Annotated in this window: 22 protein-coding genes; 19 read left to right on the top strand and 3 right to left on the bottom strand. The window is 75.2% G+C overall.

Features of this window, described 5'->3' with window-relative positions:
• Window positions 1-71 precede the first annotated feature (71 nt).
• On the bottom strand, window positions 72-857 hold the full coding sequence (locus ACQP6G_RS07090; protein ID WP_429763549.1) for a class I SAM-dependent DNA methyltransferase: 786 nt from the start codon (window positions 855-857) through the stop codon (window positions 72-74).
• Between the two features lie 207 nt (window positions 858-1,064).
• Between ACQP6G_RS07090 and mihF the strand changes: the two genes are divergently transcribed.
• The 11 genes from mihF to ACQP6G_RS07035 all read left to right on the top strand — a co-directional run bounded on the left by mihF (window position 1,065) and on the right by ACQP6G_RS07035 (window position 12,414).
• On the top strand, window positions 1,065-1,376 hold the full coding sequence (gene mihF / locus ACQP6G_RS07085; RefSeq protein WP_079575226.1) for an integration host factor, actinobacterial type: 312 nt from the start codon (window positions 1,065-1,067) through the stop codon (window positions 1,374-1,376).
• Between the two features lie 85 nt (window positions 1,377-1,461).
• Window positions 1,462-2,070, top strand: a complete 609-nt coding sequence (gene gmk / locus ACQP6G_RS07080) for a guanylate kinase (RefSeq protein WP_429763793.1) — start codon at window positions 1,462-1,464, stop codon at window positions 2,068-2,070.
• Window positions 2,071-2,150: 80 nt separating this feature from the next.
• Window positions 2,151-2,468 (top strand): DNA-directed RNA polymerase subunit omega, encoded by a 318-nt coding sequence (gene rpoZ / locus ACQP6G_RS07075; RefSeq protein ID WP_429763545.1) that lies wholly within the window; start codon window positions 2,151-2,153, stop codon window positions 2,466-2,468.
• Between the two features lie 55 nt (window positions 2,469-2,523).
• A complete protein-coding gene (coaBC, locus tag ACQP6G_RS07070) occupies window positions 2,524-3,771 on the top strand; it encodes a bifunctional phosphopantothenoylcysteine decarboxylase/phosphopantothenate--cysteine ligase CoaBC (RefSeq protein WP_429763543.1) in 1,248 nt (415 codons plus the stop codon).
• 75 nt (window positions 3,772-3,846) lie between these two features.
• A complete protein-coding gene (metK, locus tag ACQP6G_RS07065) occupies window positions 3,847-5,064 on the top strand; it encodes a methionine adenosyltransferase (RefSeq protein WP_429763541.1) in 1,218 nt (405 codons plus the stop codon).
• Between the two features lie 141 nt (window positions 5,065-5,205).
• The gene (locus ACQP6G_RS07060; RefSeq protein ID WP_429763539.1) at window positions 5,206-7,494 is read left to right on the top strand and encodes a primosomal protein N'; all 2,289 of its coding nucleotides are present in this window, start codon (window positions 5,206-5,208) and stop codon (window positions 7,492-7,494) included.
• Window positions 7,494-8,120, top strand: a complete 627-nt coding sequence (locus ACQP6G_RS07055; protein ID WP_429763537.1) for an HAD family hydrolase — start codon at window positions 7,494-7,496, stop codon at window positions 8,118-8,120. Before ACQP6G_RS07060 ends, ACQP6G_RS07055 begins: the two co-directional genes overlap by 1 nt.
• 158 nt (window positions 8,121-8,278) lie before the next feature.
• A complete protein-coding gene (fmt, locus tag ACQP6G_RS07050; RefSeq protein ID WP_429763535.1) occupies window positions 8,279-9,262 on the top strand; it encodes a methionyl-tRNA formyltransferase in 984 nt (327 codons plus the stop codon).
• Window positions 9,259-10,806: an RsmB/NOP family class I SAM-dependent RNA methyltransferase gene (locus ACQP6G_RS07045; protein WP_429763533.1), complete on the top strand. Its 1,548-nt coding sequence runs from the start codon at window positions 9,259-9,261 to the stop codon at window positions 10,804-10,806. Before fmt ends, ACQP6G_RS07045 begins: the two co-directional genes overlap by 4 nt.
• A gap of 92 nt (window positions 10,807-10,898) precedes the next feature.
• Window positions 10,899-11,144 (top strand): helix-turn-helix transcriptional regulator, encoded by a 246-nt coding sequence (locus tag ACQP6G_RS07040; RefSeq protein ID WP_429763531.1) that lies wholly within the window; start codon window positions 10,899-10,901, stop codon window positions 11,142-11,144.
• Complete coding sequence (locus tag ACQP6G_RS07035; protein ID WP_429763529.1) at window positions 11,047-12,414, top strand: type II toxin-antitoxin system HipA family toxin; 1,368 nt, start codon at window positions 11,047-11,049, stop codon at window positions 12,412-12,414. Before ACQP6G_RS07040 ends, ACQP6G_RS07035 begins: the two co-directional genes overlap by 98 nt.
• A 14-nt stretch (window positions 12,415-12,428) precedes the next feature.
• On the opposite strand, the gene ACQP6G_RS07030 is transcribed toward ACQP6G_RS07035, so the two are convergent.
• Complete coding sequence (locus tag ACQP6G_RS07030; protein WP_429763526.1) at window positions 12,429-12,980, bottom strand: GNAT family N-acetyltransferase; 552 nt, start codon at window positions 12,978-12,980, stop codon at window positions 12,429-12,431.
• A gap of 38 nt (window positions 12,981-13,018) precedes the next feature.
• Here ACQP6G_RS07030 and rpe point away from each other — a divergent pair, with 38 nt between their 5' ends.
• From rpe to ACQP6G_RS07010, 4 genes are all read left to right on the top strand, one after another.
• A complete protein-coding gene (gene rpe / locus ACQP6G_RS07025) occupies window positions 13,019-13,681 on the top strand; it encodes a ribulose-phosphate 3-epimerase (RefSeq protein ID WP_429763525.1) in 663 nt (220 codons plus the stop codon).
• Window positions 13,682-13,817: 136 nt separating this feature from the next.
• Window positions 13,818-14,081: a phosphoribosyl-ATP diphosphatase gene (locus ACQP6G_RS07020; RefSeq protein WP_079575216.1), complete on the top strand. Its 264-nt coding sequence runs from the start codon at window positions 13,818-13,820 to the stop codon at window positions 14,079-14,081.
• 101 nt (window positions 14,082-14,182) lie between these two features.
• A complete protein-coding gene (gene hisG / locus ACQP6G_RS07015) occupies window positions 14,183-15,031 on the top strand; it encodes an ATP phosphoribosyltransferase (RefSeq protein WP_429763524.1) in 849 nt (282 codons plus the stop codon).
• A 61-nt stretch (window positions 15,032-15,092) separates the two neighbouring features.
• A complete protein-coding gene (locus ACQP6G_RS07010; protein WP_429763523.1) occupies window positions 15,093-15,539 on the top strand; it encodes a PH domain-containing protein in 447 nt (148 codons plus the stop codon).
• Window positions 15,540-15,629: 90 nt separating this feature from the next.
• On the opposite strand, the gene ACQP6G_RS07005 is transcribed toward ACQP6G_RS07010, so the two are convergent.
• Complete coding sequence (locus ACQP6G_RS07005; protein ID WP_429763522.1) at window positions 15,630-17,516, bottom strand: DEAD/DEAH box helicase; 1,887 nt, start codon at window positions 17,514-17,516, stop codon at window positions 15,630-15,632.
• A 235-nt stretch (window positions 17,517-17,751) separates the two neighbouring features.
• On the opposite strand from ACQP6G_RS07005, the gene clsA reads away from it, so the two are divergent.
• The 4 genes from clsA to ACQP6G_RS06985 are packed head-to-tail and all read left to right on the top strand — an operon-like array spanning window position 17,752 to window position 21,059.
• Entirely contained in the window at window positions 17,752-18,363 is a 612-nt protein-coding gene (gene clsA / locus ACQP6G_RS07000) for a cardiolipin synthase ClsA (protein WP_429763521.1), read from the top strand.
• Window positions 18,360-19,340 carry a DUF881 domain-containing protein gene (locus ACQP6G_RS06995; RefSeq protein ID WP_429763520.1) on the top strand — a complete coding sequence of 327 codons (981 nt, stop codon included), beginning with the start codon at window positions 18,360-18,362 and terminating at the stop codon, window positions 19,338-19,340. The genes clsA and ACQP6G_RS06995 overlap by 4 nt, the downstream gene beginning before the upstream one ends.
• Window positions 19,337-19,669, top strand: coding sequence for a small basic family protein (locus tag ACQP6G_RS06990; RefSeq protein ID WP_079575212.1), 333 nt, complete (start codon window positions 19,337-19,339; stop codon window positions 19,667-19,669). The genes ACQP6G_RS06995 and ACQP6G_RS06990 overlap by 4 nt, the downstream gene beginning before the upstream one ends.
• Before the next feature lie 7 nt (window positions 19,670-19,676).
• Entirely contained in the window at window positions 19,677-21,059 is a 1,383-nt protein-coding gene (locus tag ACQP6G_RS06985) for a DUF881 domain-containing protein (RefSeq protein ID WP_429763519.1), read from the top strand.
• The last annotated feature ends 5 nt before the right edge of the window (window positions 21,060-21,064 follow it).

Here is a 21,064-nt window from a genome sequence, read left to right as displayed (position 1 = left end):
CCGCACGACGGGCCCGCCCCCCGGGGGCGGGCCCGTCGCCGTCTCCGTGGCCCTCGCGTCAGGTGGCGGCGTCAGGACCCGGTGACCTGCCAGACGGACACGTGCCGCTCGCTGTCGGCGGTGAAGGGCGTGCGGTCCCAGTCCTCCCAGCGGTGCACCAGGCGCATCCCGGCGATCCGCGCCATGAGGTCCAGCTCGGCCGGCCAGACGTACCGGAACGGCAGCCACCGGAACCGACCCGAGCCGTCCGGCCCGACGGTCACGTGGTTCGACGTGAAGCACTGGGTGACGACGTCGATCCGGTCGAAGCCCGCGTACCCGCCGCCGGCGTCGTCGGGCGCGACCGTGAACGGCACGGTGTCCTGCCCGGGCGGCATGCGGCGCAGGGGCGGCACCCCGACCTCGACGACGAAGTGCCCGCCGGGGCGCAGGTGCGCCGCCGCGGTGCGGAAGCAGTCGACCTGGCCGTCCTGCGTCGTGACGTTGCCGATGGTGTTGTAGACGAGGTACGCGACGGCGAACTCCCCGGGCACGCGGGCGGTCGTCATGTCGCCGATCGTCACCGTCACCCGGTCGCCGCCCGGCTTGTCCGCGACGCGCGCCGCCATCGCCCGGGACAGCTCGATCCCGTGCACGGGCACGCCGCGCCGCGCGAGGGGAGCCGCGACGCGGCCGGTGCCGACGGCGAGCTCGAGGGCGGCGCCGTCGCCCGCGAGGCCCGCGAGCAGATCGACCGTGCGTCCGACGACCGCCGGGTCGAACTCGTCGTCGGTCGACGAGTCGTAGGAGGCGGCGACGCTCTCGGGGAACCACCCGTCCTCGACGGCGTCCGGGGTCGTGCTCGGGTCCGTCGGCATGCACCGACCGTAGGCCTCGGCGCACGAGCCGCGGGAGCCCTTTTCCGTGCAGGCGTGCGACCTGCGACGATGTCCTGACCCGAATGCCGCTTTCCTCCCGGTCGGACGGCGATCCGTCCTGCGCTACGGATTGCCGCCTCCGCAGGTCGTGGCTACTTTCGAGGGAGCAGTTCCCTCACAGGCGGACCGACAGAGTAGGTGACTTGCGTGGCTCTCCCCCCTCTCACCCCGGAACAGCGTGCTGCGGCCCTCGAGAAGGCGGCCGAGGCTCGGCGCGTCCGCGCGGAGATCAAGAACCGGTTGAAGTACTCCCAGGGCTCCCTCAAGGACGTGATCGAGAAGGGGCAGAAGGACGACGTCGTGGGCAAGCTCAAGGTCGTCTCGCTGCTCGAGTCGCTCCCGGGGGTCGGTAAGGTGAAGGCCCGGGCGATCATGGAGGAGATCGGGATCGCCGAGACCCGCCGGGTCCGCGGCCTCGGGCCGCACCAGGCTTCGGCGCTCATCGAGAGGTTTGGCTGACATTTCCGCACGATCCGCCGGCAGTCCGGCACCGCAGCAGGCCCCTGTCACGGCGGACGCGGGAGCGACGTCGGCGCGCCTGACCGTGCTGGCCGGGCCGACGGCCGTCGGCAAGGGCACGGTCTCGGCCGACGTGCGCGCCCGCTACCCGCAGGTGTGGCTGTCGGTGTCGGCGACGACCCGGCCGGCGCGCCCCGGCGAGGTGCACGGCGTGCACTACCTGTTCGTCTCGCCCGAGGAGTTCGACCGGATGGTCGCCGACGGGGAGATGCTCGAGTGGGCGGTGGTGCACGGTCGGCACCGGTACGGCACCCCCCGGGGGCCGGTCGAGGAGCATCTCGCCGCCGGCGTGCCCACCCTGCTGGAGATCGACCTGCAGGGCGCGCGGCAGGTGCGCGAGGCGGTCACGGCGAGAGGGCTCGCCGCGCAGTTCGTCTTCCTCGCCCCGCCCAGCTTCGACGAGCTCGTGCGGCGCCTTGTCGGGCGCGGCACGGAGGACGCGGAGGAGCGTGAGCGACGCCTGACCACGGCGCGGACCGAGCTCGCCGCCGAGGCCGAGTTCGACGTGACGATCGTCAACGACGACGTCACCCACGCCACGGACCGGCTCGCGCGGGTGATGGGTGTGACGTCCGCCGCACCCCGGGTCGCCCTGGAGGGCACCGGCTGGGGGTCCGCGCCCGAGCGCAGGTAGGATGGACCGCTGACCCCCTGACATCGCGTCACCGCAGCTGTCAGCGAACCCGTCACCGAACTTTGTCTGGAGTGTGACCCATGGCCGGAACCGTGGCCCAGCCCATCGGCATCACCGACCCGCCCATCGACGAGCTGCTCGAGCGCACCGACTCGAAGTACGGCCTCGTGCTGTACGCGTCCCAGCGCGCCCGCCAGATCAACGCCTACTACTCGCAGCTCAACGAGGGCCTGCTCGAGAACGTGGGCCCGCTGGTCGAGACCCGCAACCAGGAGAAGCCGCTCTCCATCGCCATGCGCGAGATCAACGAGGGCCTGCTCACCTCGACCCCGGTCGAGGAGAAGCCCGAGGCTGCCGCGGAGCCGGTCGCCGAGACCGGCGACGAGATCACCTTCTGACGGCACGGCGCCGGTCGGCGACCGGCGTCCCCCTGTGGCGACGAGGTAGCGCGCGATGAGGATCCTGCTCGGCGTCAGCGGCGGCATCGCCGCGTACAAGGCCGTGCTGCTGCTGCGGCTCCTGCGCGAGGACGGCCACGCGGTCCGGGTGATCCCGACCGCGTCCGCCCTGCGCTTCGTGGGCGCGCCGACGTTCGAGGCGCTGTCGGGCGAGCCGGTCACGGACGAGGTCTTCGAGGACGTCGCGCACGTCCCCCACGTGGCGCTCGGACAGGGCGCCGACCTCGTCGTCGTGGCGCCCGCGACGGCGGACCTGCTCGCCCGGGCGGCGACCGGCCGGGCCGACGACCTCCTCACCTCGACCCTCCTCACCGCCCGCTGCCCGGTCGTGATGGCCCCCGCCATGCACACCGAGATGTGGGAGCACCCCGCCACCCGCGCCAACGTGGCGACGTTGCGCGAGCGGGGCGTCACGGTGATCGAGCCGGAGAGCGGCCGTCTCACCGGCGCGGACACGGGCCCGGGGCGCCTGCCCGAGCCGGAGGAGATCGCGCGTGCAGCCCTCGCGGCCGCGGCGTCCGCCGGCCCCTCGACTCCCGGGGACGGGCCTCCCGGCGACCTGTCCGGTCGCACGGTGGTCGTCTCGGCGGGTGGCACCCGCGAGCCGATCGACCCGGTGCGCTTCATCGGCAACCGGTCCAGCGGGCGCCAGGGCGCCGCGCTCGCCGAGGCCGCCCGAGCCCGCGGCGCCGCGGTCACGCTCGTGGCCGCCAACCTGGACGACGCCGTGTGCGGGGCCGCGCGCGCGGCCGGCGTCGTCGTCGTGCCCGTGGAGACCACGGCCGAGCTGCGCGACGCCGTGCGTGCGGGCGCGTCGGAGGCCGACGTCGTCGTGATGGCGGCGGCGGTGGCCGACTTCCGCCCGGCCGACGTGCCGGACGCCAAGATCAAGAAGGTGCCGGGCGAGGGCCCCGCGCCCCTCACGCTCGTCGAGAACCCGGACGTGCTCGCCGAGCTCGCGCACGACCGGCTGCGCCCCGGCCAGCTCGTCGTGGGCTTCGCGGCCGAGACCGGCGACGCGGACGGCTCCGTGCTCGAGCACGGGCGCCGCAAGGCGCTGCGCAAGGGCGCGGACCTGCTCGCGGTGAACGCCGTGGGCGCCGGGCGCGGCTTCGGCGCCCCCACCAACGCCGTCACGGTGCTCGACGGCCGCGGCGAGGTCGTGACCGAGGCCGCCGGGTCGAAGCGCGAGGTCGCGGACGCCATCTGGGACGCCGTGACGAAGACGCTGCCCGGCATCTGAGATTCACCCAGCATGTGAGACATTTCCCGTCTCGAGGGCCCGATGGGGCGGCCTGTTCCCCGTAGGCTGTCCGCCATGACCGATGCGCTGCGCCTCTTCACGTCCGAGTCCGTGACCGAGGGCCACCCGGACAAGGTCTGCGACCAGATCTCCGACGCGATCCTCGACGCACTGCTCGCACAGGACCCGCGCTCGCGCGTGGCGGTGGAGACGATGGTGACCACGGGCCTGGTGCACGTGGCGGGCGAGGTCACGACAGACGCGTACGTCGAGATCCCGCAGATCGTGCGTGAGGTGGTCCGCCGCATCGGGTACACGTCCTCGGCGATCGGGTTCGACGGCGACTCCTGCGGCGTCTCCGTGTCGATCGGGCAGCAGTCGCCCGACATCGCGCAGGGCGTCGACAAGAGCCTCGAGGAGCGCGACGACGCCTCCGGACCGGGCCTCGACCGCGACCCCCTCGACGCGCAGGGCGCGGGCGACCAGGGCCTGATGTTCGGGTACGCCACCGACGAGACGCCGTCCCTGATGCCGCTGCCGATCTGGACGTCGCACCGGCTCGCGGAGCGGCTGTCGGCCGTGCGGCGCTCGGGCGAGCTGCCCGGCCTCCGCCCCGACGGCAAGACGCAGGTGACGGTCGCGTACGACGGCGACCGGCCGGTGCGCATCGACACCGTGGTGCTGTCCACGCAGCACGACGCCGACATCGTGCAGGAGAAGCTGCAGCGCGAGGTCGCGGACGTCGTCATCGCGCCGGTGCTGGCCCAGGTGGCCCAGGAGACCGGCGTCGAGACGGCGGACGCGCGCCTCATCGTCAACCCGACCGGCAAGTTCGTCGTGGGCGGGCCGCAGGGCGACGCCGGCCTCACCGGCCGCAAGATCATCGTCGACACCTACGGCGGCATGGCGCGGCACGGCGGCGGCGCGTTCTCCGGCAAGGACCCGTCGAAGGTCGACCGGTCCGCCGCGTACGCGATGCGCTGGGTCGCGAAGAACGTCGTCGCGGCGGGGCTGGCGCGTCGGTGCGAGGTGCAGGTCGCGTACGCGATCGGCAAGGCTCACCCGGTAGGGCTGTACGTCGAGACGTTCGGCACGGAGACGGTGCCCACCGAGCGGATCGCCGCGGCCATCGAGAGCGTCTTCGACCTGCGCCCGGCGGCGATCATCCGCGACCTCGACCTGCTGCGCCCCGTGTACGCCCAGACGGCCGCCTACGGGCACTTCGGCCGCGACCTGCCCGGGTTCACCTGGGAGCGCACCGACCGCGTCGACGCGCTGCGGGCCGCGGTCTGACCCACCGTTCCGGCCTTCGGTCGCGGCTGGGTGGTGCGAAGGCACCTTGCCATCACGTGCTCCTCTCGTCCGGCGGCGGCGTCGGTCGAGCCTGGTGTCACCGTGCTCGGCTGCGTCCGTGGGGCGTGATGGGATGGCCTCGTGACTGAGACCCCCGAGCCCGAGCAGCCCGCGCTGCTCGGGCTCGACGACGTCCCGGCCCCGCGCGACGCCGGCGCGAAGGGGCGTCGCAAGCCCGGGAAGGGCGGCAAGGCCGCCCTGGGCGCCACCCCCGTCGCCGACGAGCTCCCCGTCGCCCGGGTGGTGCTCGACCTGCAGCCCGCGCACCTGGACCGCCCGTACGACTACCTGGTGCCCGCCCCGATGGCCGACGACGCCCGGCCGGGCGTGCGGGTGCGGGCCCGGTTCGGGCCGCAGGAGGTGGCGGGGTACGTGGTGGAGCGTCGCGAGACGTCCGACCACGACGGGCGGCTGGTGCCCCTCAGGCGCGTGGTCTCGGCCGACGCCGTGCTGTCGGAGCCGGTGCTGCGGCTGGCCCGCGCCGTCGCGGACCGGTACGCGGGAACGCTCGCCGACGTGCTGCGCCTCGCCGTGCCGCCGCGGCACGCCCGCGTCGAGAAGGAGGTGCTCGCCTCCCTGACCACGGCTGCGGACGGGGCGGCGCGGGTCGCGTCGAGCGGCGAGCCGGCCGATACCCAGGGCGGCAGCACCCAGGGCCTCGCTCAGGAGCCCGTGGAGGGCGTCCAGGACGCCCCGGAGGACGTCGGGGAGGGCGCGGACCGTCCCGGCCCCGTACGGCTCGTCTCAGCGGGCTCGACGACCGCATGGGAGTCCTACCTGGGCGGGGAGGCGTTCTGTCGTCACGTGCTCGCCGGCGGCGCTCCGCGGGCCGTGTGGACGCCGCTGCCCGGCCTCGCGCCCCCGGCGGGCGACGGGCCGGCGCGCGTACCGCACTGGGCGTCCGCCGTCGCACAGGCGGCCCGTGCCGCCGTGGCCGGCGGACGGCGCGTCCTCGTCGTCGCGCCCGACGCCCGCGACGTCGAGCGCGTCGTGGCCGCCCTCGGCGAGGCCGGGCTCGACGACGTCGTGCGGCTCCTCGCCGACGACGGACCCGCCCCGCGCTACCGCGCCTTCCTGCGCGCCCGGCACGGGCTGGCCGACGTCGTCGTCGGGACGCGGGCCGCCATGTTCGCCCCGGTGCCGGACCTCGGTCTCGTGGTGCTGTGGGGCGACGGCGAGGACACGCTCGCGGAGCCGCACGCCCCCTACCCGCACGCCCGAGACGTGCTCGCCCTGCGCAGCGACCTGGAGGACGCCGCCTACCTGCTGGGGTCGCCGGGCCGGACCGTGCAGGCGCAGGCCCTGCTGGCGTCCGGGTGGGCGCGCGAGATCGCCGCGCCCCGAGACGTGCTGCGCGCCCGCGCCCCCCGTGTGCGCGCCCTCACGTCCGTCGAGCTCGCCGCCGAGGGGCCGGGAGCCGCCGCCCGGCTGCCGACCGCCGCCTGGCGGGCCGCCCGCGACGGGCTGACCCGCGGGCCCGTCCTCGTCCAGGTGCCCCGCACCGGCTACCTGCCCGTCGTCGCGTGCGCGCGGTGCCGGACCGCCGCCCGCTGCGCCGCCTGCCACGGCCCGCTCGGCATGACCCGCACCGGCAGTGCGCCCCAGTGCTCCTGGTGCGGCCGGCTCGCCGGCGGCTGGCGCTGCGAGGAGTGCGGCGACACCCACCTGCGTGCCGTCCGCGTCGGGTCGGACCGCACCGCCGAGGAGCTCGGCCGGGCGTTCGCGGGCACTCCCGTGCGCGTGTCCGCGTCCTCCGCGCCCGCCGGGGTGCTCGACCGGGTAGGTCCCGAACCGGCCCTCGTCGTCGCGACACCCGGCGCCGAGCCCGTCGCCGACGGCGGGTACGCCGTCGCTCTCCTGCTCGACGCCGCCGTGGCCACCGCGGGCACGGGCCTCGCCACGGCGACGGAGGCGCTGCACCGTTGGCTCGCGGCCGCGGCCCTCGTGCACCCGTCCCGCACCGGCGGACAGGTGCTCCTCGTCGGCGACGCCGCCCCCGCCCCGACCGGGGCGCTCGTGCGCTACGACCCCGGGGGCCTGGCCGACCGGGAGCTCGCCGAGCGTCGCGAGCTCGCGCTGCCGCCCGCGGTCCGTGTCGCGTCCGTCACCGGGGACCGGGGCGCGGTGGACGCCGTCGTGGGCCGGGTGGCGCTCGCGGGCCCCGACACCGTCCTGGGGCCCGTCGAGCAGCCCGACGCCGACCCGCGCCGCGGCGCCACGCTCGAGCCCCAGGTGCGCACCGTGCTGCGCGTCCCCCTCGCCCAAGGCGGCGAGCTCGCCGCCCAGCTGCGCGCCTCCCTCGCCGTCCGGTCGGCCCGGCGGGAGGGCGGCGCCGTCCGCGTCCAGGTCGACCCGAAGGAGATGCTCTGATGGCTCCTGGCCCCGCCGAGGCCCTCGTCGACACGGTGGTGCTCGACTTCGGCAACGTGCTCGTCGGCTGGGACCCCTACGGGGCGTTCCCGGGGCGCACGCGCGCCGAGGTGGACGCCTGGATGGCGGACGTCGACTTCCCGGCCCTCAACCTCGCCCAGGACGCCGGGCGCAGCTGGACCGACGCCCGCGCCAGCCTGGCCGACCGGCCCCACCTGCAACCGTTGCTCGACGAGTACGTGGCGGGCTTCCCCGGCACCCTGACCGGGCCCGTCCCGGGCTCGGCGGAGCTCGTCGACGAGCTGGCGGCCGCCGGCGTGCGCCTCCTCGGGCTCACCAACTGGTCGGACGAGCTGTTCGGGCACGCCGCCGGGGCGGCCCCCGCGACGACGCGCATGGAGCACGTGGTGGTGTCCGGGCGGGTGGGGCTCGCGAAGCCCGACCCGGCGATCTTCCGGCACCTGATGGTCACGCACGACGTCGACCCCGCGCGCGCCGTCTTCGTCGACGACAGCCCCGCCAACGTCGAGGCCGCCCGCGAGCTGGGCTTCCACGCCGTCCGCTTCACCGACGCCGCGGCGCTGCGCGCCGCCCTGCGCGACCTCGGTCTCCCTGTCGGCCGGTAGCCGGCACGAGCACGAGGGAGGACGTCGACCGGACGGTCACGATGCCGGTCGGCGCCCACGACCCCTCGCGACCACGGCCGGGCCACGCCGCTGCATGACGCTCGACGGCGCCCCGGCGCTCGCGGACCGGGACCCGCTCGCCCGACTACGATCGGGTGGTGCGCCTGCTCTTCGCCGGAACCCCTGACCCTGCCGTCCCGTCCCTGCGCGCCCTGCTGGCGTCGCGCCACGAGGTCGTCGCCGTCCTGACCCGGGCGGACGCGCCCGCCGGACGCGGCCGCCGGCTCGTGCCCAGCCCGGTGCGCCTCGCGGCCGAGGAGGCCGGGATCCCGGTCCTCACCGAGCGCCCGCGCGGGGAGGAGTTCCTCGCGACGCTGCGCGAGCTCGACGTCGACGCCGCCCCCGTCGTCGCGTACGGGCACCTCCTGCGCGCCGACGTGCTCGCCGTCCCGCGCCTCGGCTGGGTCAACCTGCACTTCTCCGTCCTGCCCGCGTGGCGCGGGGCCGCCCCCGTGCAGCACGCCGTGCTCGCCGGGGACGAGGTCACCGGCGCGACGACGTTCCTCCTCGACGAGGGCATGGACACCGGCCCGGTGCTCGGCACCGCCACGGAGACGATCCGCCCCCGCGACACCTCCGGCGACCTGCTCGGCCGGCTGGCCACCAGCGGCGCCGACCTGCTCGTCGCGACCCTCGACGCCCTCGAGGACGGGACGCTCGCGCCCCAGCCGCAGCCCGCGGACGGAGTCTCCCTCGCGCCCAAGGTGACGACCGACGACGCCCGCGTCCGCTGGGACGACCCCGCACTCGCCGTCGACCGACGGATCCGCGCCGTCACCCCCGCCCCCGGCGCGTGGACCACTCTGCCGCCCACCGCCGGGCTCGACGCCGCCCCGGGGGCCCGCCTCGGCCTGGGTCCCGTCACCCCGCGACCCGACGTCGCCGACCTCGCCCCCGGCGAGGTGCGCCCCGGCAAGAAGGAGGTCCTCGTCGGGACCGCCACGCACGCCGTCGCGCTCGGGCACGTGCAGCCCGTCGGCAAGAAGCCGATGCCCGCCGCGGACTGGGCACGCGGCGCGCGCGGCCTCTTCACCGGGGACGCCGGCGACGCCTCCCTGCGCCTCGGGCAGGACGCCCGATGAGCGACGACCGCCGGGACGAGCGCCGCGCGCCCGCCCGCAACAGCAAGGGACGCCAGCGCAGCGCCGCCCGCACCCGTGGCGAGACGCACCGCAGCGCCCAGGCGCCCGGCGAGCGCCGCCGCCGCACCGACCCGGCCCGCACCGCGGCCTACGACGTGCTGCGCCAGGTGGACGGCTCCGACGCCTACGCCAACCTCGTGCTCCCGCCCCTGCTCCGCGAACGCAGGATCGCCGGCCGCGACGCCGCGTTCGCCACCGAGCTCGCGTACGGCACCCTGCGCCTGCGCGGACGCTACGACGCGATTCTCGCCCGCTGCGTGACCCGCCCCCTCGACCAGCTCGACCCCGAGGTGCTCGACGTCCTCCGCCTCGGCACGCACCAGCTCCTGGGGATGCGCGTCCCGTCCCACGCGGCCGTCTCCGAGACCGTCGCGCTCGCCCGCGACCGCGTGGGCGCCGGGCCGGCCCAGATGGTCAACGCCGTCCTGCGCGCCGTCGGACGCACGCCCCTCGAGGAATGGCTCGCCCGCCTCACCGAGGAGGCGCCCGACACCGTCACCGGGCTCGCCACGGTCGGCTCGCACCCGGTGTGGATCACCAGGGCCCTGCGCGAGGCGCTCGCGGGCCACGGACGCGGCCCCGACGAGATCGCCGACCTGCTCGACGCGGACAACGCCGCGCCCCGCGTGACCCTCGTCGCGCGCCCCGGCCTCGCGGCGCCCGACCTGCTCCAGGAGCAGGCCCACGACGCCGACGTGCGGCTCGAGCCGGGCCGCTGGGCGCCGACCGCGCTCGTCCTCGCCGGCGGCAGCGACCCCGCCGCGCTGCCTGCCGTCGCTGATGCCCGCGCAGGCGTCCAGGACGAGGGCTCGCAGCTCGTCACCCTCGCACTCGCAGGCGCCCCGCTCGACGGCGCCGACGCGCGCTGGCTCGACCTCTGTGCCGGGCCGGGCGGCAAGGCCGCCCTCCTCGCGGCGCTCGCGGGGGAGCGAGGCGCCACCCTCGTCGCCAACGAGGTGCAGCCGCACCGCGCCCGCCTCGTCGAGCGGGCCCTGCGCGCCGTGCCGGAGGGCGTCGTGGAGCGCGTGCGCACCGGCGACGGCCGGGAGGTCGGCACCGAGGAGCCCGCCGCCTACGACCGGGTCCTCGTCGACGCCCCCTGCACCGGGCTCGGCGCACTGCGCCGGCGTCCCGAGTCGCGCTGGCGCCGCACCCCGGCCGACCTGGGCACACTGACGGTGCTGCAGCGCGAGCTGCTCGCCTCCGCCCTCGACGCGGTGCGTCCCGGCGGTGTCGTCGCGTACGTCACCTGCTCCCCGCACCTGGCGGAGACGCGGCTCGTGGTCGATGACGTGCTGCGCCGCCGGGACGACGCGGAGCGCATCGACGCCCGGTCGGCGGTGCGCGACGCGCTGGTGCCCGGTGCGGACATCGATCTCGGCGCCCCGGACGGCGGCGCGCACGGGCTGGACGTGCAGCTGTGGCCGCACGCGCACGGCACCGACGCGATGCACCTCACGCTGCTGCGCCGGGTCGCGCGCTAGATGTCGGGATCTTCTTGCACTGCCCGGTGTTGCCAGGATATGGTGGCGCCACCCAGGGGGGTCAGGAAATCCCGACGCAACGAGGTGGCGACATGAACGGCGAACGATGGACGGTAGCGCGAAGCCCGCGCGACATCGGACGCTTCGTCCAGCAGACACGCAAGCGCGAAGGCCTGAGCCAGGGGGCGCTCGCGGACGAGCTCGGGCTGACCCGACAGTACGTGTCCGAGGTCGAGTCGGGTGTCGAGAACCTCTACATCACGCGACTGTTCGAGATGTTCGACGCCTTGGGCGTCGACGTGCGGCTGGCGGAGAGGGCGGGCCGTGCCGGCGAGTGAGCTCGACGCGTGGCTGTACGGGGTCCGGGTAGCCCGGTTCGTCGGGCGTTCGAGTCCACGGGGGACTCACAGGGTCGACCTGGAGTGGGATGCCGGAGCGGTCGCGCGATGGGGATACGGCGCGCGCGTGCTGTCCCACCTCCTCCCCATGGACCCGGACGCACCGCCGTCGTCGGCCCGGGTGACGGCCTGGCTCGACGGGCTGATGCCCGAGGGGCGCGTGCGTGACTCCATGGCGATGGAGGCCGGCGTCGACCCCGAGGATTCCGTCGGCTTCTTCGCCGCCTTCGGAGGTGACACCGTCGGTGCCCTCCTGCTCGTACCTCCTGGGGCCGACCCGGAACCGGCGGCACGACCGGCGACCCGTCTCGACGACCGAGGCGTGGCGACGCTCCTTCGGGAGAGCCTGGCACGTGCCGGCGGGCATGGACGCAGCAGGCACCTGACGAGCTCCCTGCCCGGTATGGAGCCCAAGATCGGGCTCGTACGCGACGAGCACGGCTGGCTCCGTGCGTCGCCCACCCAGCCGACGACGCACATCCTCAAGGTGGCGCGCGAGGCGGGCTCTCCCACGGCCGACCTGGTCGATACGGAGGCCGCCGCGCTCGACCTGGCCCGCCGCGTGGGTCTCACGTCGATCGACGCCGAGGTGGTCACGTTCGACGACGTTCGCGCGATCGTCGTCTCACGCTACGACCGCGTGCCCGACGCGGACGCCCCGGGCGGTCAGCGACGGGTGCACCAGGAGGACGCGGCGCAGGCGCTCGGCATCAACACCCGCGACCCCGAGCGCAAGTTCCAGCACGGGCGCGCGCTGCCCTCCCTGGCCCGGATCGCCCGCACGCTGCGCGACGACGGCGCCCGGCCCGACGGCCTGCTCGCCCTCACGACCCTGAACCTGGCGGTCGGGAACACCGACGCGCACGCGAAGAACGTCTCGGTGCTCCGGCGCGCGGACGGCACGGTCGCGCTCGCGCCCGCCTACGACGTGTCCATGCACCTGCACCACGCGCACGCGTCGCGGGTCTTCGCGATGGACGTGTCCGGGGAGCGCGACATGGACCGCATCACGGCCGAGCACCTCGTCGGGGAGGGGGAGTCGTGGGGGCTGCCCCGCCGCCGTGCCCTGCGCGCCGTGGCGGCCACGCTCGACGGCCTGCGCACCGGGCTCGAGGAGATCGACCGCGACGCGCACCCGGGCGTGGGCCCCGAGGCGTGGCGGACCGTGGAGGACCGGACCGACACGCTGCGTGCCGGGCTGCACTCCTGAGGCGCGCAGGCGCGTCAGGCGAGGGTGAGCTGCAGCAGCGTGGTGCTCACGGTGCGGCCGTGCTTGACCCCGACGTCGCGCAGCACGCCGGCGACCTCGAAGCCGAACCGGCGGTGCAGGGGCAGGGAGCCGGCCGCCGCGGGGTCGTCGGCCACGACGGCCACGACCTGCCGCACGCCGGCGCGCGAGCAGGCCTCGAGCAGCGCCGTCATGAGCAGGGAGCCGACGCCGCGTCCCTGGGCCGCGGGGGCGAGGTAGATCGTGTCCTCCACCGTGTACCGGTAGGCGGCCTTGGGGCGCCAGGGGGACGCGTACGCGTAGCCGACGACGGCCCCGTCGACCTCGGCCACGAGGAACGGCAGGCCGCGGGCGTCCAGGTCCACGAGGCGCTGGCGCCACGCGGCGACGTCGGGGGCCTGCTCGTCGAACGTCACGGCCGTGCCGGTGACGTACGGCTCGAGGATGGCCGCGACGGTGGGCAGGTCGTCGGCGACGGCGGCACGCACGACCGGGGGCGCGACGGCCGTCGTCGGCGACGGCTCGGTGGGGGAGGGGAGCGGTGGCACGGGGCGAGCGTAGTGGCTGCGCCGCCTACGCTGGGCGCATGCCTGCGCTGATCAACCCGAGCATCCTGTCGGCCGACTTCGCGAACCTCGAGCGCGACCTGGGGGCCATCGCCACCGCCGACTACGCCCACGTGGACGTCATGGACAACCACTTCGTGCCGAACCTCACGCTGGGCCTGCCGGTCTTCGAGCGGCTCGCGCAGGTCTCGCCGGTGCCGCTCGACGCACACCTGATGATCGAGGACCCGGACCGCTGGGCGCCCGCGTACGCGGAGGCCGGGGCCGCCTCGGTGACGTTCCACGCGGAGGCCGCCACGGCTCCGGTCCGCCTCGCGCGGGAGCTGCGGCGCCTGGGGGCGAGGGCGGGCGTCGCGCTCCGGCCGGCGACGCCGGTGGAGCCGTTCCTCGACCTCCTGCCGGAGATCGACATGATCCTCGTCATGACCGTGGAACCCGGCTTCGGCGGGCAGTCGTTCATCGACGGCACGCTGCCGAAGATCCGGCGCGCCCGGCAGGCGGTGGGGGAGTCGGGGCTGGACGTGTGGATCCAGGTCGACGGGGGAGTGTCGCGCGACACGATCGAGCGCGCGGCGGACGCGGGGGCGAACGTCTTCGTCGCGGGCTCCGCCGTCTACGGGGCGGAGGACGTACCGGCGGAGATCGAGGCGCTGCGGGGTCTGGCGTCGGCGCACGCCCACTGATCCTCGGGGGGAGTGGTCCCGGGTCCGCTTCTCCTCACAAAAATAGTGTGCCAAGCGCCATGAACCACCAGAACTCACCGTCCCGAGGGACGAAACCGCGCCCAGAGCCCGGGGTCCCGGCGTCTAGGCTGAGCGGGTGAAGACGTTCGACTCCCTGTTCGCCGAGCTGACCGAGAAGGCCACGACCCGCCCCGCCGGGTCGGGGACCGTGGCCGAGCTGGACGCCGGCGTGCATGCGATCGGGAAGAAGATCGTGGAGGAGGCGGCCGAGGTCTGGATGGCCGCCGAGCACGAGACCGACGAGGCGGCCGCGGAGGAGATCTCGCAGCTGCTGTACCACCTGCAGGTGCTCATGCTGGCCAAGGGGCTGACGCTCGAGGACGTGTACGCGCATCTGTGAGCGCCCGGACCGGGGTCGCACCGTCACGGTGCGGCCCCGACGTCCGTCGCGCGCGCCCAGCCGCCCGACACGTCCCGACCTGATCAGAACGAGGTAACGCAGTGCTCCGTATCGCCGTCCCCAACAAGGGGTCCCTCTCCGTCCCGGCCTCCGACATGCTGCGCGAGGCGGGCTACCGCCAGCGCCGCGACACCCGCGAGCTCGTGCTCGCCGACCCGGACAACGGCGCCGAGTTCTTCTTCCTGCGCCCGCGCGACGTCGCGGTGTACGTGGGGTCCGGCACCGTCGACGTCGGCATCACCGGCCGCGACCTGCTGCTCGACTCGGGGGCGGACGCCGTCGAGCACCTGCCGCTGGGCTTCGCCGCATCGACGTTCCGGTTCGCCGCGCCGGCGGGCACCATCACCGACGTCGACCAGATCGCGGGACGCCGGGTGGCGTCCTCGTACGACACCCTGGTCCGGTCCTACCTGCGCGAGCGGGGGATCGAGCCGTCGGCGGTGGTGCACCTCGACGGCGCGGTGGAGAGCTCCGTGCGCCTGGGCGTCGCGGACGTCATCGCCGACGTCGTCGAGACGGGCACCACGCTGCGCGCGGCGGGCCTGGAGGTGTTCGGTGAGCCGATCCTGCGCTCCGAGGCGCTGCTCATCCGCCGCAGCGACGTCGCGGAGCCGGCCGGGCTGGACGTGCTCACCCGGCGCCTGCAGGGCGTCATCACCGCGCACGAGTACGTGCTCATGGACTACGACGTGCCGATGGAGCTCGTGGACGCCGCCGTGGCGGTGACCCCCGGCTTCGAGTCGCCCACCGTGTCGCCGCTGCACAACGGCGAGTCGGCGGCGGTGCGGTCGATGGTGAAGCGCTCGGAGACGAACCGCGTGATGGACGCGCTGTACGAGGTGGGGGCGCGCGGCATCATCGTGACCTCCATCCACGCCAGCCGCCTGTGACCTGGCGGGTCGGCGCCCGCCGGCCTGTCGAGCACGCGCGCGCGGTGGCAGCGTGGTCGGCATGAGCTCGTCACGCTTCCGCACGTTCCGCCCGCTGTGGGGCCAGGTCTCGGCCTGGTTCGTGTGGGTGGTCGCCGCGGTCGGGAGCGTCGTGGTCGGCCTCAGCTCGAACGGGCCGATGGGCGCGGCCGCGGTGAACAAGGTCTCCTTCATCGTCTTCGCGCTCGGCGTCACCTGGCTGCTGTGGCGGCTCGGCGGCGTGCATGCCGTCCCGTCGGAGGAGGGCCTGCGGGTCCGCAACCTCGTCCGCTCGCGGACGCTCGCGTGGGCGGAGATCGTCGAGGTGCGGCTCGGCCCCGACGACCCGTGGGTGCGGCTCGACCTCGCCGACGGCGGCACGATCGCCGTCATGGGCATCCAGCGCGCCGACGGCGAGCGGGGGATGGCGGAGGCGCGGCGGCTGAGGTCCCTCGTCGTGAGCCTCGGCGAGGCGCCGGACCGCACCTGACCGCCTTCGCCACCGCCGCGACACGACGAAGCCCCGCGAACCGCACGGCTCGCGGGGCTTCGTCGTGTCGCGGGCAGGCCGCCCGGTGCGTCAGGCCGTGCGGGCCGGACGACGGTCGGTGCGGGGCCGCTCCGTGCGCGGGGCGCGGCGCTCCGGCGCGCCCTTGTCGACGGAGATGCGGAGCGCCTTGCCGGCCACGTGGGCGCGGCCGATCCGGTTCATGTCGGCGTCGTCGAGCGGCCGCGTGATGTCGACCAGCGAGAAGTTGCCGAAGATGTCGATCTTGCCGATGTCGCTGCCCGACAGGCCGCCCTCGTGCGTGAGCGCCCCGACGATGCCGCGCGGCTGCGCGCCGTGCGTGTGGCCGACGGAGATGCGGTAGCGCGTGCCGGCGGCGGGACGGCGGATGCCGCGGCCGCGGTCGTCCCGGTCGCGGTCCGAGCGGGGGTGGCGGCCGGTGCGGTCGCCGTCGCGCTCGGTCCGCTCGGCGCGGTGCGTCTCGCGGGTGCGCCCGCCCTTGGCCTCGGCCCGCTCGCGCTCGTGCTCCTCCTGGGCTGCGCGCTGCTGGGGGCCGTCGTCCCCGACCGCGAGCGCCAGAAGGGCGGCCGCGACCTGCAGGGCGTCGTCGCCACCCTCGACGGGGGCCGGCGTGCCCTCGGCGTCCGCGGCGTCGGACGCGGAGCCGGCGCGCTCCTGGAGCATCCGGGTGTACAGGTCGAGGCGGCCGGCCTCGATGCGCGTGCCGACGGCGTCGAGGAGGCGACGGGCGCGGTGCTCCGAGACGTCGCGGGGCGAGGGGATCTCGACCTCGGCGAGCGTCGTGCGGATGGTCCGCTCGATGTGCTTGAGCTTGCCGCGCTCATGGGGCGTGACGAACGACAGGGCGCGGCCGGTGCGCCCGGCGCGGCCGGTGCGCCCGATGCGGTGCACGTAGGCCTCGGGCTCGCGGGGGATGTCGAAGTTGACGACGAGGCCGATGCGGTCGACGTCGAGGCCGCGGGCGGCGACGTCGGTGGCGACGAGCACGTCGAGGGCGCCGGACTTGAGGCGCTCGACGATCTTCTCGCGCTCCTTCTGGGCGACGTCGCCGGAGATGGTGGCGGCGGAGGTGCCGCGCTCCACGAGGGCGGCGCCGACCTCCTCGGCGTCCTTGCGGGTGCGGGTGAAGACGATGGTGGCGTCGGCGTCGGAGGTGGCGAGCACCCGGACGAGGGAGCCGATCTTGTGCCGGAAGGGCACGACGGCGTAGGTCTGCTCGACGGTCGACACGGTGGAGGACTGACGGGAGACGGCGATCGCGACGGGGTCGGTGAGGTGGGTCTCGGCGACGGCGCGGATCGCGGGAGGCATGGTCGCGGAGAACAGGGCGACCTGTCGCTTCGCGGGCGCCTGGCCGAAGATCGTCTCGACGTCCTCGGCGAAGCCCATGCGGAGCATCTCGTCGGCCTCGTCGAGGACGAGGAACTTGACGCCGTCGAGGGAGAGGGTGCCCCGCTCGAGGTGGTCCATGACGCGGCCGGGGGTGCCGACGACGACGTGCACGCCGTCGCGCAGGGCGCGCTGCTGCGGCTGGTAGGGGGAGCCGCCGTACACGGAGGTGACGCGCACCCCGGGCAGGTGGGTGGCGAACGACTCGACGGCCTCGGCGACCTGGAGCGCGAGCTCGCGGGTGGGGGCGAGGACGAGGGCCTGCACGTGCCCGCCGGCGACGGAGGCCTGCGGGTCGAGTGCGGCGAGCAGCGGGATGCCGAAGGCGGCGGTCTTGCCGGTGCCGGTCTGGGCGACGCCGGTGATGTCGCGGCCGGCGAGGAGCTCGGGGATGGCGCGCGCCTGGATGGGTGACGGCGTCGTGAACCCGAGGTCGTCGACGGCGGCCTGCAGCGGTGCGGGGAGGCCGAGGTCGGCGAACGTGGGGTCCTGCCCGGTGGTCTGCCCGGAGGTGGGCTCGGTGGGCAGGGTGGAGTCAGGGGTGCTCAAGAGGGGTCACCGTTCTGTGGGTGGTGGGGGAGGAGTCCTGTACCGCCGAGGAGGCGGCACGGTCGCTCGGTCCCGGACACACACCAGCCCCGCTCTGAGCGGGGCACAACGAACACGCGGGAGGCACGACGAACTCCGAAGGTGGTCCCAGTCTACCGGCCGGGGCCGGTGGTCGTCCGGCGGGTGCCGGTGAGTTCGGCCACTGGGCGCAGGCCGCGTGCGTAGGATGTGCCCCGTGCAGGAGGGCCAGGAGATCAGCAGCCGGGTCTTCACGATCCCGAACCTGGTGAGCTTGCTGCGCCTGGCCCTGGTGCCGGTGTTCGCGGTGCTGATCGTGGTGGGCGAGGACGTGTGGGCCCTCGCGGTCCTGGCCTTCTCCGGCTTCACGGACTGGCTGGACGGCGTGCTGGCGCGGCGGCTGCACCAGGTGACGCGGCTGGGGCAGATGCTCGACCCGGCGGCGGACCGCCTCTTCATCTTCGTCACCCTGATCGGCCTGACCTGGCGGGACGTGATCCCGCTGTGGATCCTCGTGGTGATCGTCGCCCGGGACGTGATGCTCGCGTGCCTGCTGCCGGTGCTCGCGCGGCACGGGTACGGGCCGCTGCCGGTGAGCTTCGTGGGCAAGGCCGGGACGTTCGCGCTCCTGTACGCGTTCCCGCTGCTCCTCCTGGCGACGGTGCCGGGTGGGGTCGGCGCGGCGGCGCACGTCGTGGGCTGGGCGTTCACGTGGTGGGGCGTCGGCCTGTACTGGGTGGCGGGCGTGCAGTACCTGCGGCAGGCGCGCGAGCTGCTGGTGGCCGCGAGCGCCGGGCCCGACGTCGAGGGCTCGGGGGGTGAGGCGTGACGGCGCCGGTGCGCGCGCCGGGGCGCCGTCGCCCGGACGAGTCGATGACCCTGCTGGTCGAGGTGATGGAGAAGCCTCTCGACCCGGGGTACGCGGAGGAGGCCGAGCGGCGCGCGGAGGCGGCGCGGGCCGGGCGCCCGACGGGACGCCGGGGGCTCTCCGTCGTGCTCCTGCTGCTGCTGGCCGCCCTGCTGGGTCTGCTGACCGTGTCCGCGGCGCGCCAGCTGCGAGCGCCCCAGGCCGAGGTGGCGGCGGCGCGCGAGGTGCTGGAGACGCAGATCGTGGACCGGCGCGACGAGGTGGACGCGCTGCAGGCCCGGTCGGTGGCGCTGAGCGACGAGATCGAGGCGTTGCAGCACACCGCTCTCGCCAGCGAGGACCCGGGCCTCCTGCAGACGCTCCAGCGCGACGGCGTGGTGAGTGGGTCGGCGGCGGTCAGCGGTCCGGGCCTGGTGGTCTCCCTGTCCGACGGTGACGCCGCGCAGTCCGAGTCCGACCCCGACGCGAGCGCCCGGGTGCGGGACGCGGACGTGCAGACCGTGGTGAACGCCCTGTGGGCTGCGGGCGCGGAGGCGATCTCGGTGGACGACCAGCGGCTGACGTCGCTGTCCGCGATCCGCAACGCCGGTGACGCCATCCTGGTGGACCTCGTGCCGCTCCCGGGGCCGACCTACACGATCCGGGCGATCGGTGACCCTGACGACATGCAGACCGCGTACGCTCGCTCCGGCGCCCCGGCGTACCTGCAGCTGCTGGGGTCGCGCTACGGGATCCAGTCGAGCGTGACCCCGCAGAGCGACCTGTCGCTGCCGGGCGTGGGGAACCAGACCCTGCGGTACGCGTCGCCGTCGGGTGCGGGGGAGTCCTCGCAGCCGGGCGACGACGCCCAGGGGGCACCGCAGAGCACACGTGAGAGCACATCGCCGGGGACGTCGCAGAGGACGTCGTCGTCCGACACCGAGGAGGAACGCTCATGATCGCCGCGATCGGGCTCGTGATCGGCGTGATCGCCGGGCTGGTGCTGCAGCCGACCGTGCCGGTGGCGTTGCAGCCCTATCTTCCGATCGCGGTCGTGGCCGCGCTGGACGCCTTGTTCGGGGGCCTCCGCGCCAAGCTCGACGGCCTGTTCGACGACAAGGTGTTCCTGGTGTCGTTCCTGTCGAACGTGGTCGTGGCGGCGTTCATCGTGTTCCTGGGCGACCAGCTGGGCGTGGGTGCGCAGCTGTCGACCGCGGTCGTGGTGGTGCTGGGCATCCGGATCTTCTCGAACGCGGCGGCCATCCGCCGCCACCTGTTCAAGGCGTGAGCGGCGGATGAGCGACCCGAAGGGCGACCGCCCCGACACCCCCGACGTCACCGACGTCGCCGGCACCGACGACGACGCCACCGCCGGGACCCCGTCGTCGGGCGCCGCGGATGGTGGCATCGACGACGGCGCGGGCACCGCCCCGAGCGCCGGGCCCTCCCAGGACCGCGACGCCCGCGAGACCCCCGGCGCGGAGGACGAGCAGTCCGACGTCGCGGAGGAAGCGGATCTCCCGGAGGAGGCCGCGCCCCTTGCCGTCCCTTCCGACGAGGCACCGGTCGACATCCCCTCCACGCAGGCCGACACCTCTGCGGAGGGCGCTGCCCTCGGTGCCGAGCCTGCGGACGACGAGGAACCGGTGACCAGCGCCGCGCCGCTCGTCGACGCGTCCGTGCCGCCTGCGGACGACGGCACGGACGACGAGACCGACGGGGCGCCGCCGCCCCCGATCGAGACTCCGGCCGTGATCGAGACTCCGGCCGTGACGGACGTCGGACCGGGGCACGACGAGCAGGGGCACCATGAGCCGGAGAGCGCGGACCTCGCCGACGAGAGCCCGGCCGGGGGCACCGAGGCGCCGGCTGGTGCGAGGCCCCTGACCGGGACTCCGACGAGCGAGCCGGCGACCGAGCCCACGGCCGACGGGACCGTCGGGACCGCGGACCCCGCACCGAGCGGCTGGCGCCGGCTCGGGGCGGCGCTGCGCCCCCGGGCGAGCCGGTCCCAGGTGCTGGCGGGCGTGCTGTGCGCCGCGCTGGGGTTCGCGCTGGTCGTGCAGGTGCAGCAGTCGGCGTCGGACCAGCTGTCGTCGGCCCGGCAGGAGGACCTGGTGCGCCTGCTCGACGAGGTCACGGACCGGGCGCAGCAGCTCGGTGACGAGGTCTCGGGGCTGGAGGCGACGCGCGACGAGCTGGAGTCCGGCTCCGGGCAGGCGCGGTCGGCCCTCGAGCTGGCGGAGCAGCGTGCGGAGTCCGAGGGCATCCTGTCGGGACGGCTGCCGGCGCAGGGCCCGGGCGTGCGGGTCACGATCCAGGACCCGGGCGCCGCGCTGAAGGCGTCACAGATGTTCAACGTGCTGGAGGAGCTGCGCAACGCGGGTGCGGAGGTCGTCGAGCTCAACGGGGTGCGCCTCGTCACGTCCACCTGGTTCGAGGACGACGGGAACGCGATCGTCGTCGACGGGACGTCCCTGTCCTCCCCGTACGAGTGGACCGTCATCGGCGACCCCGAGACGATGGACCGCGCGCTGGAGATCCCGGGCGGCGCGCTCGCGACGGTGCGCACGGCGGGCGCCGAGGCGTCGACGGCCCGCGAGGACGCGGTGAAGATCACGGCGGTCACGCCGCCGCAGGAGCCCGAGTACGCCCAGCCGGAGCGCGAGCGCGGCTGACGAGT

It is taken from the genome of Isoptericola nanjingensis (assembly GCF_050311635.1).
Taxonomy (GTDB): Bacteria; Actinomycetota; Actinomycetes; order Actinomycetales; family Cellulomonadaceae; genus Isoptericola; species Isoptericola nanjingensis.
This window is presented reverse-complemented; position numbering and strand designations above follow the sequence as displayed.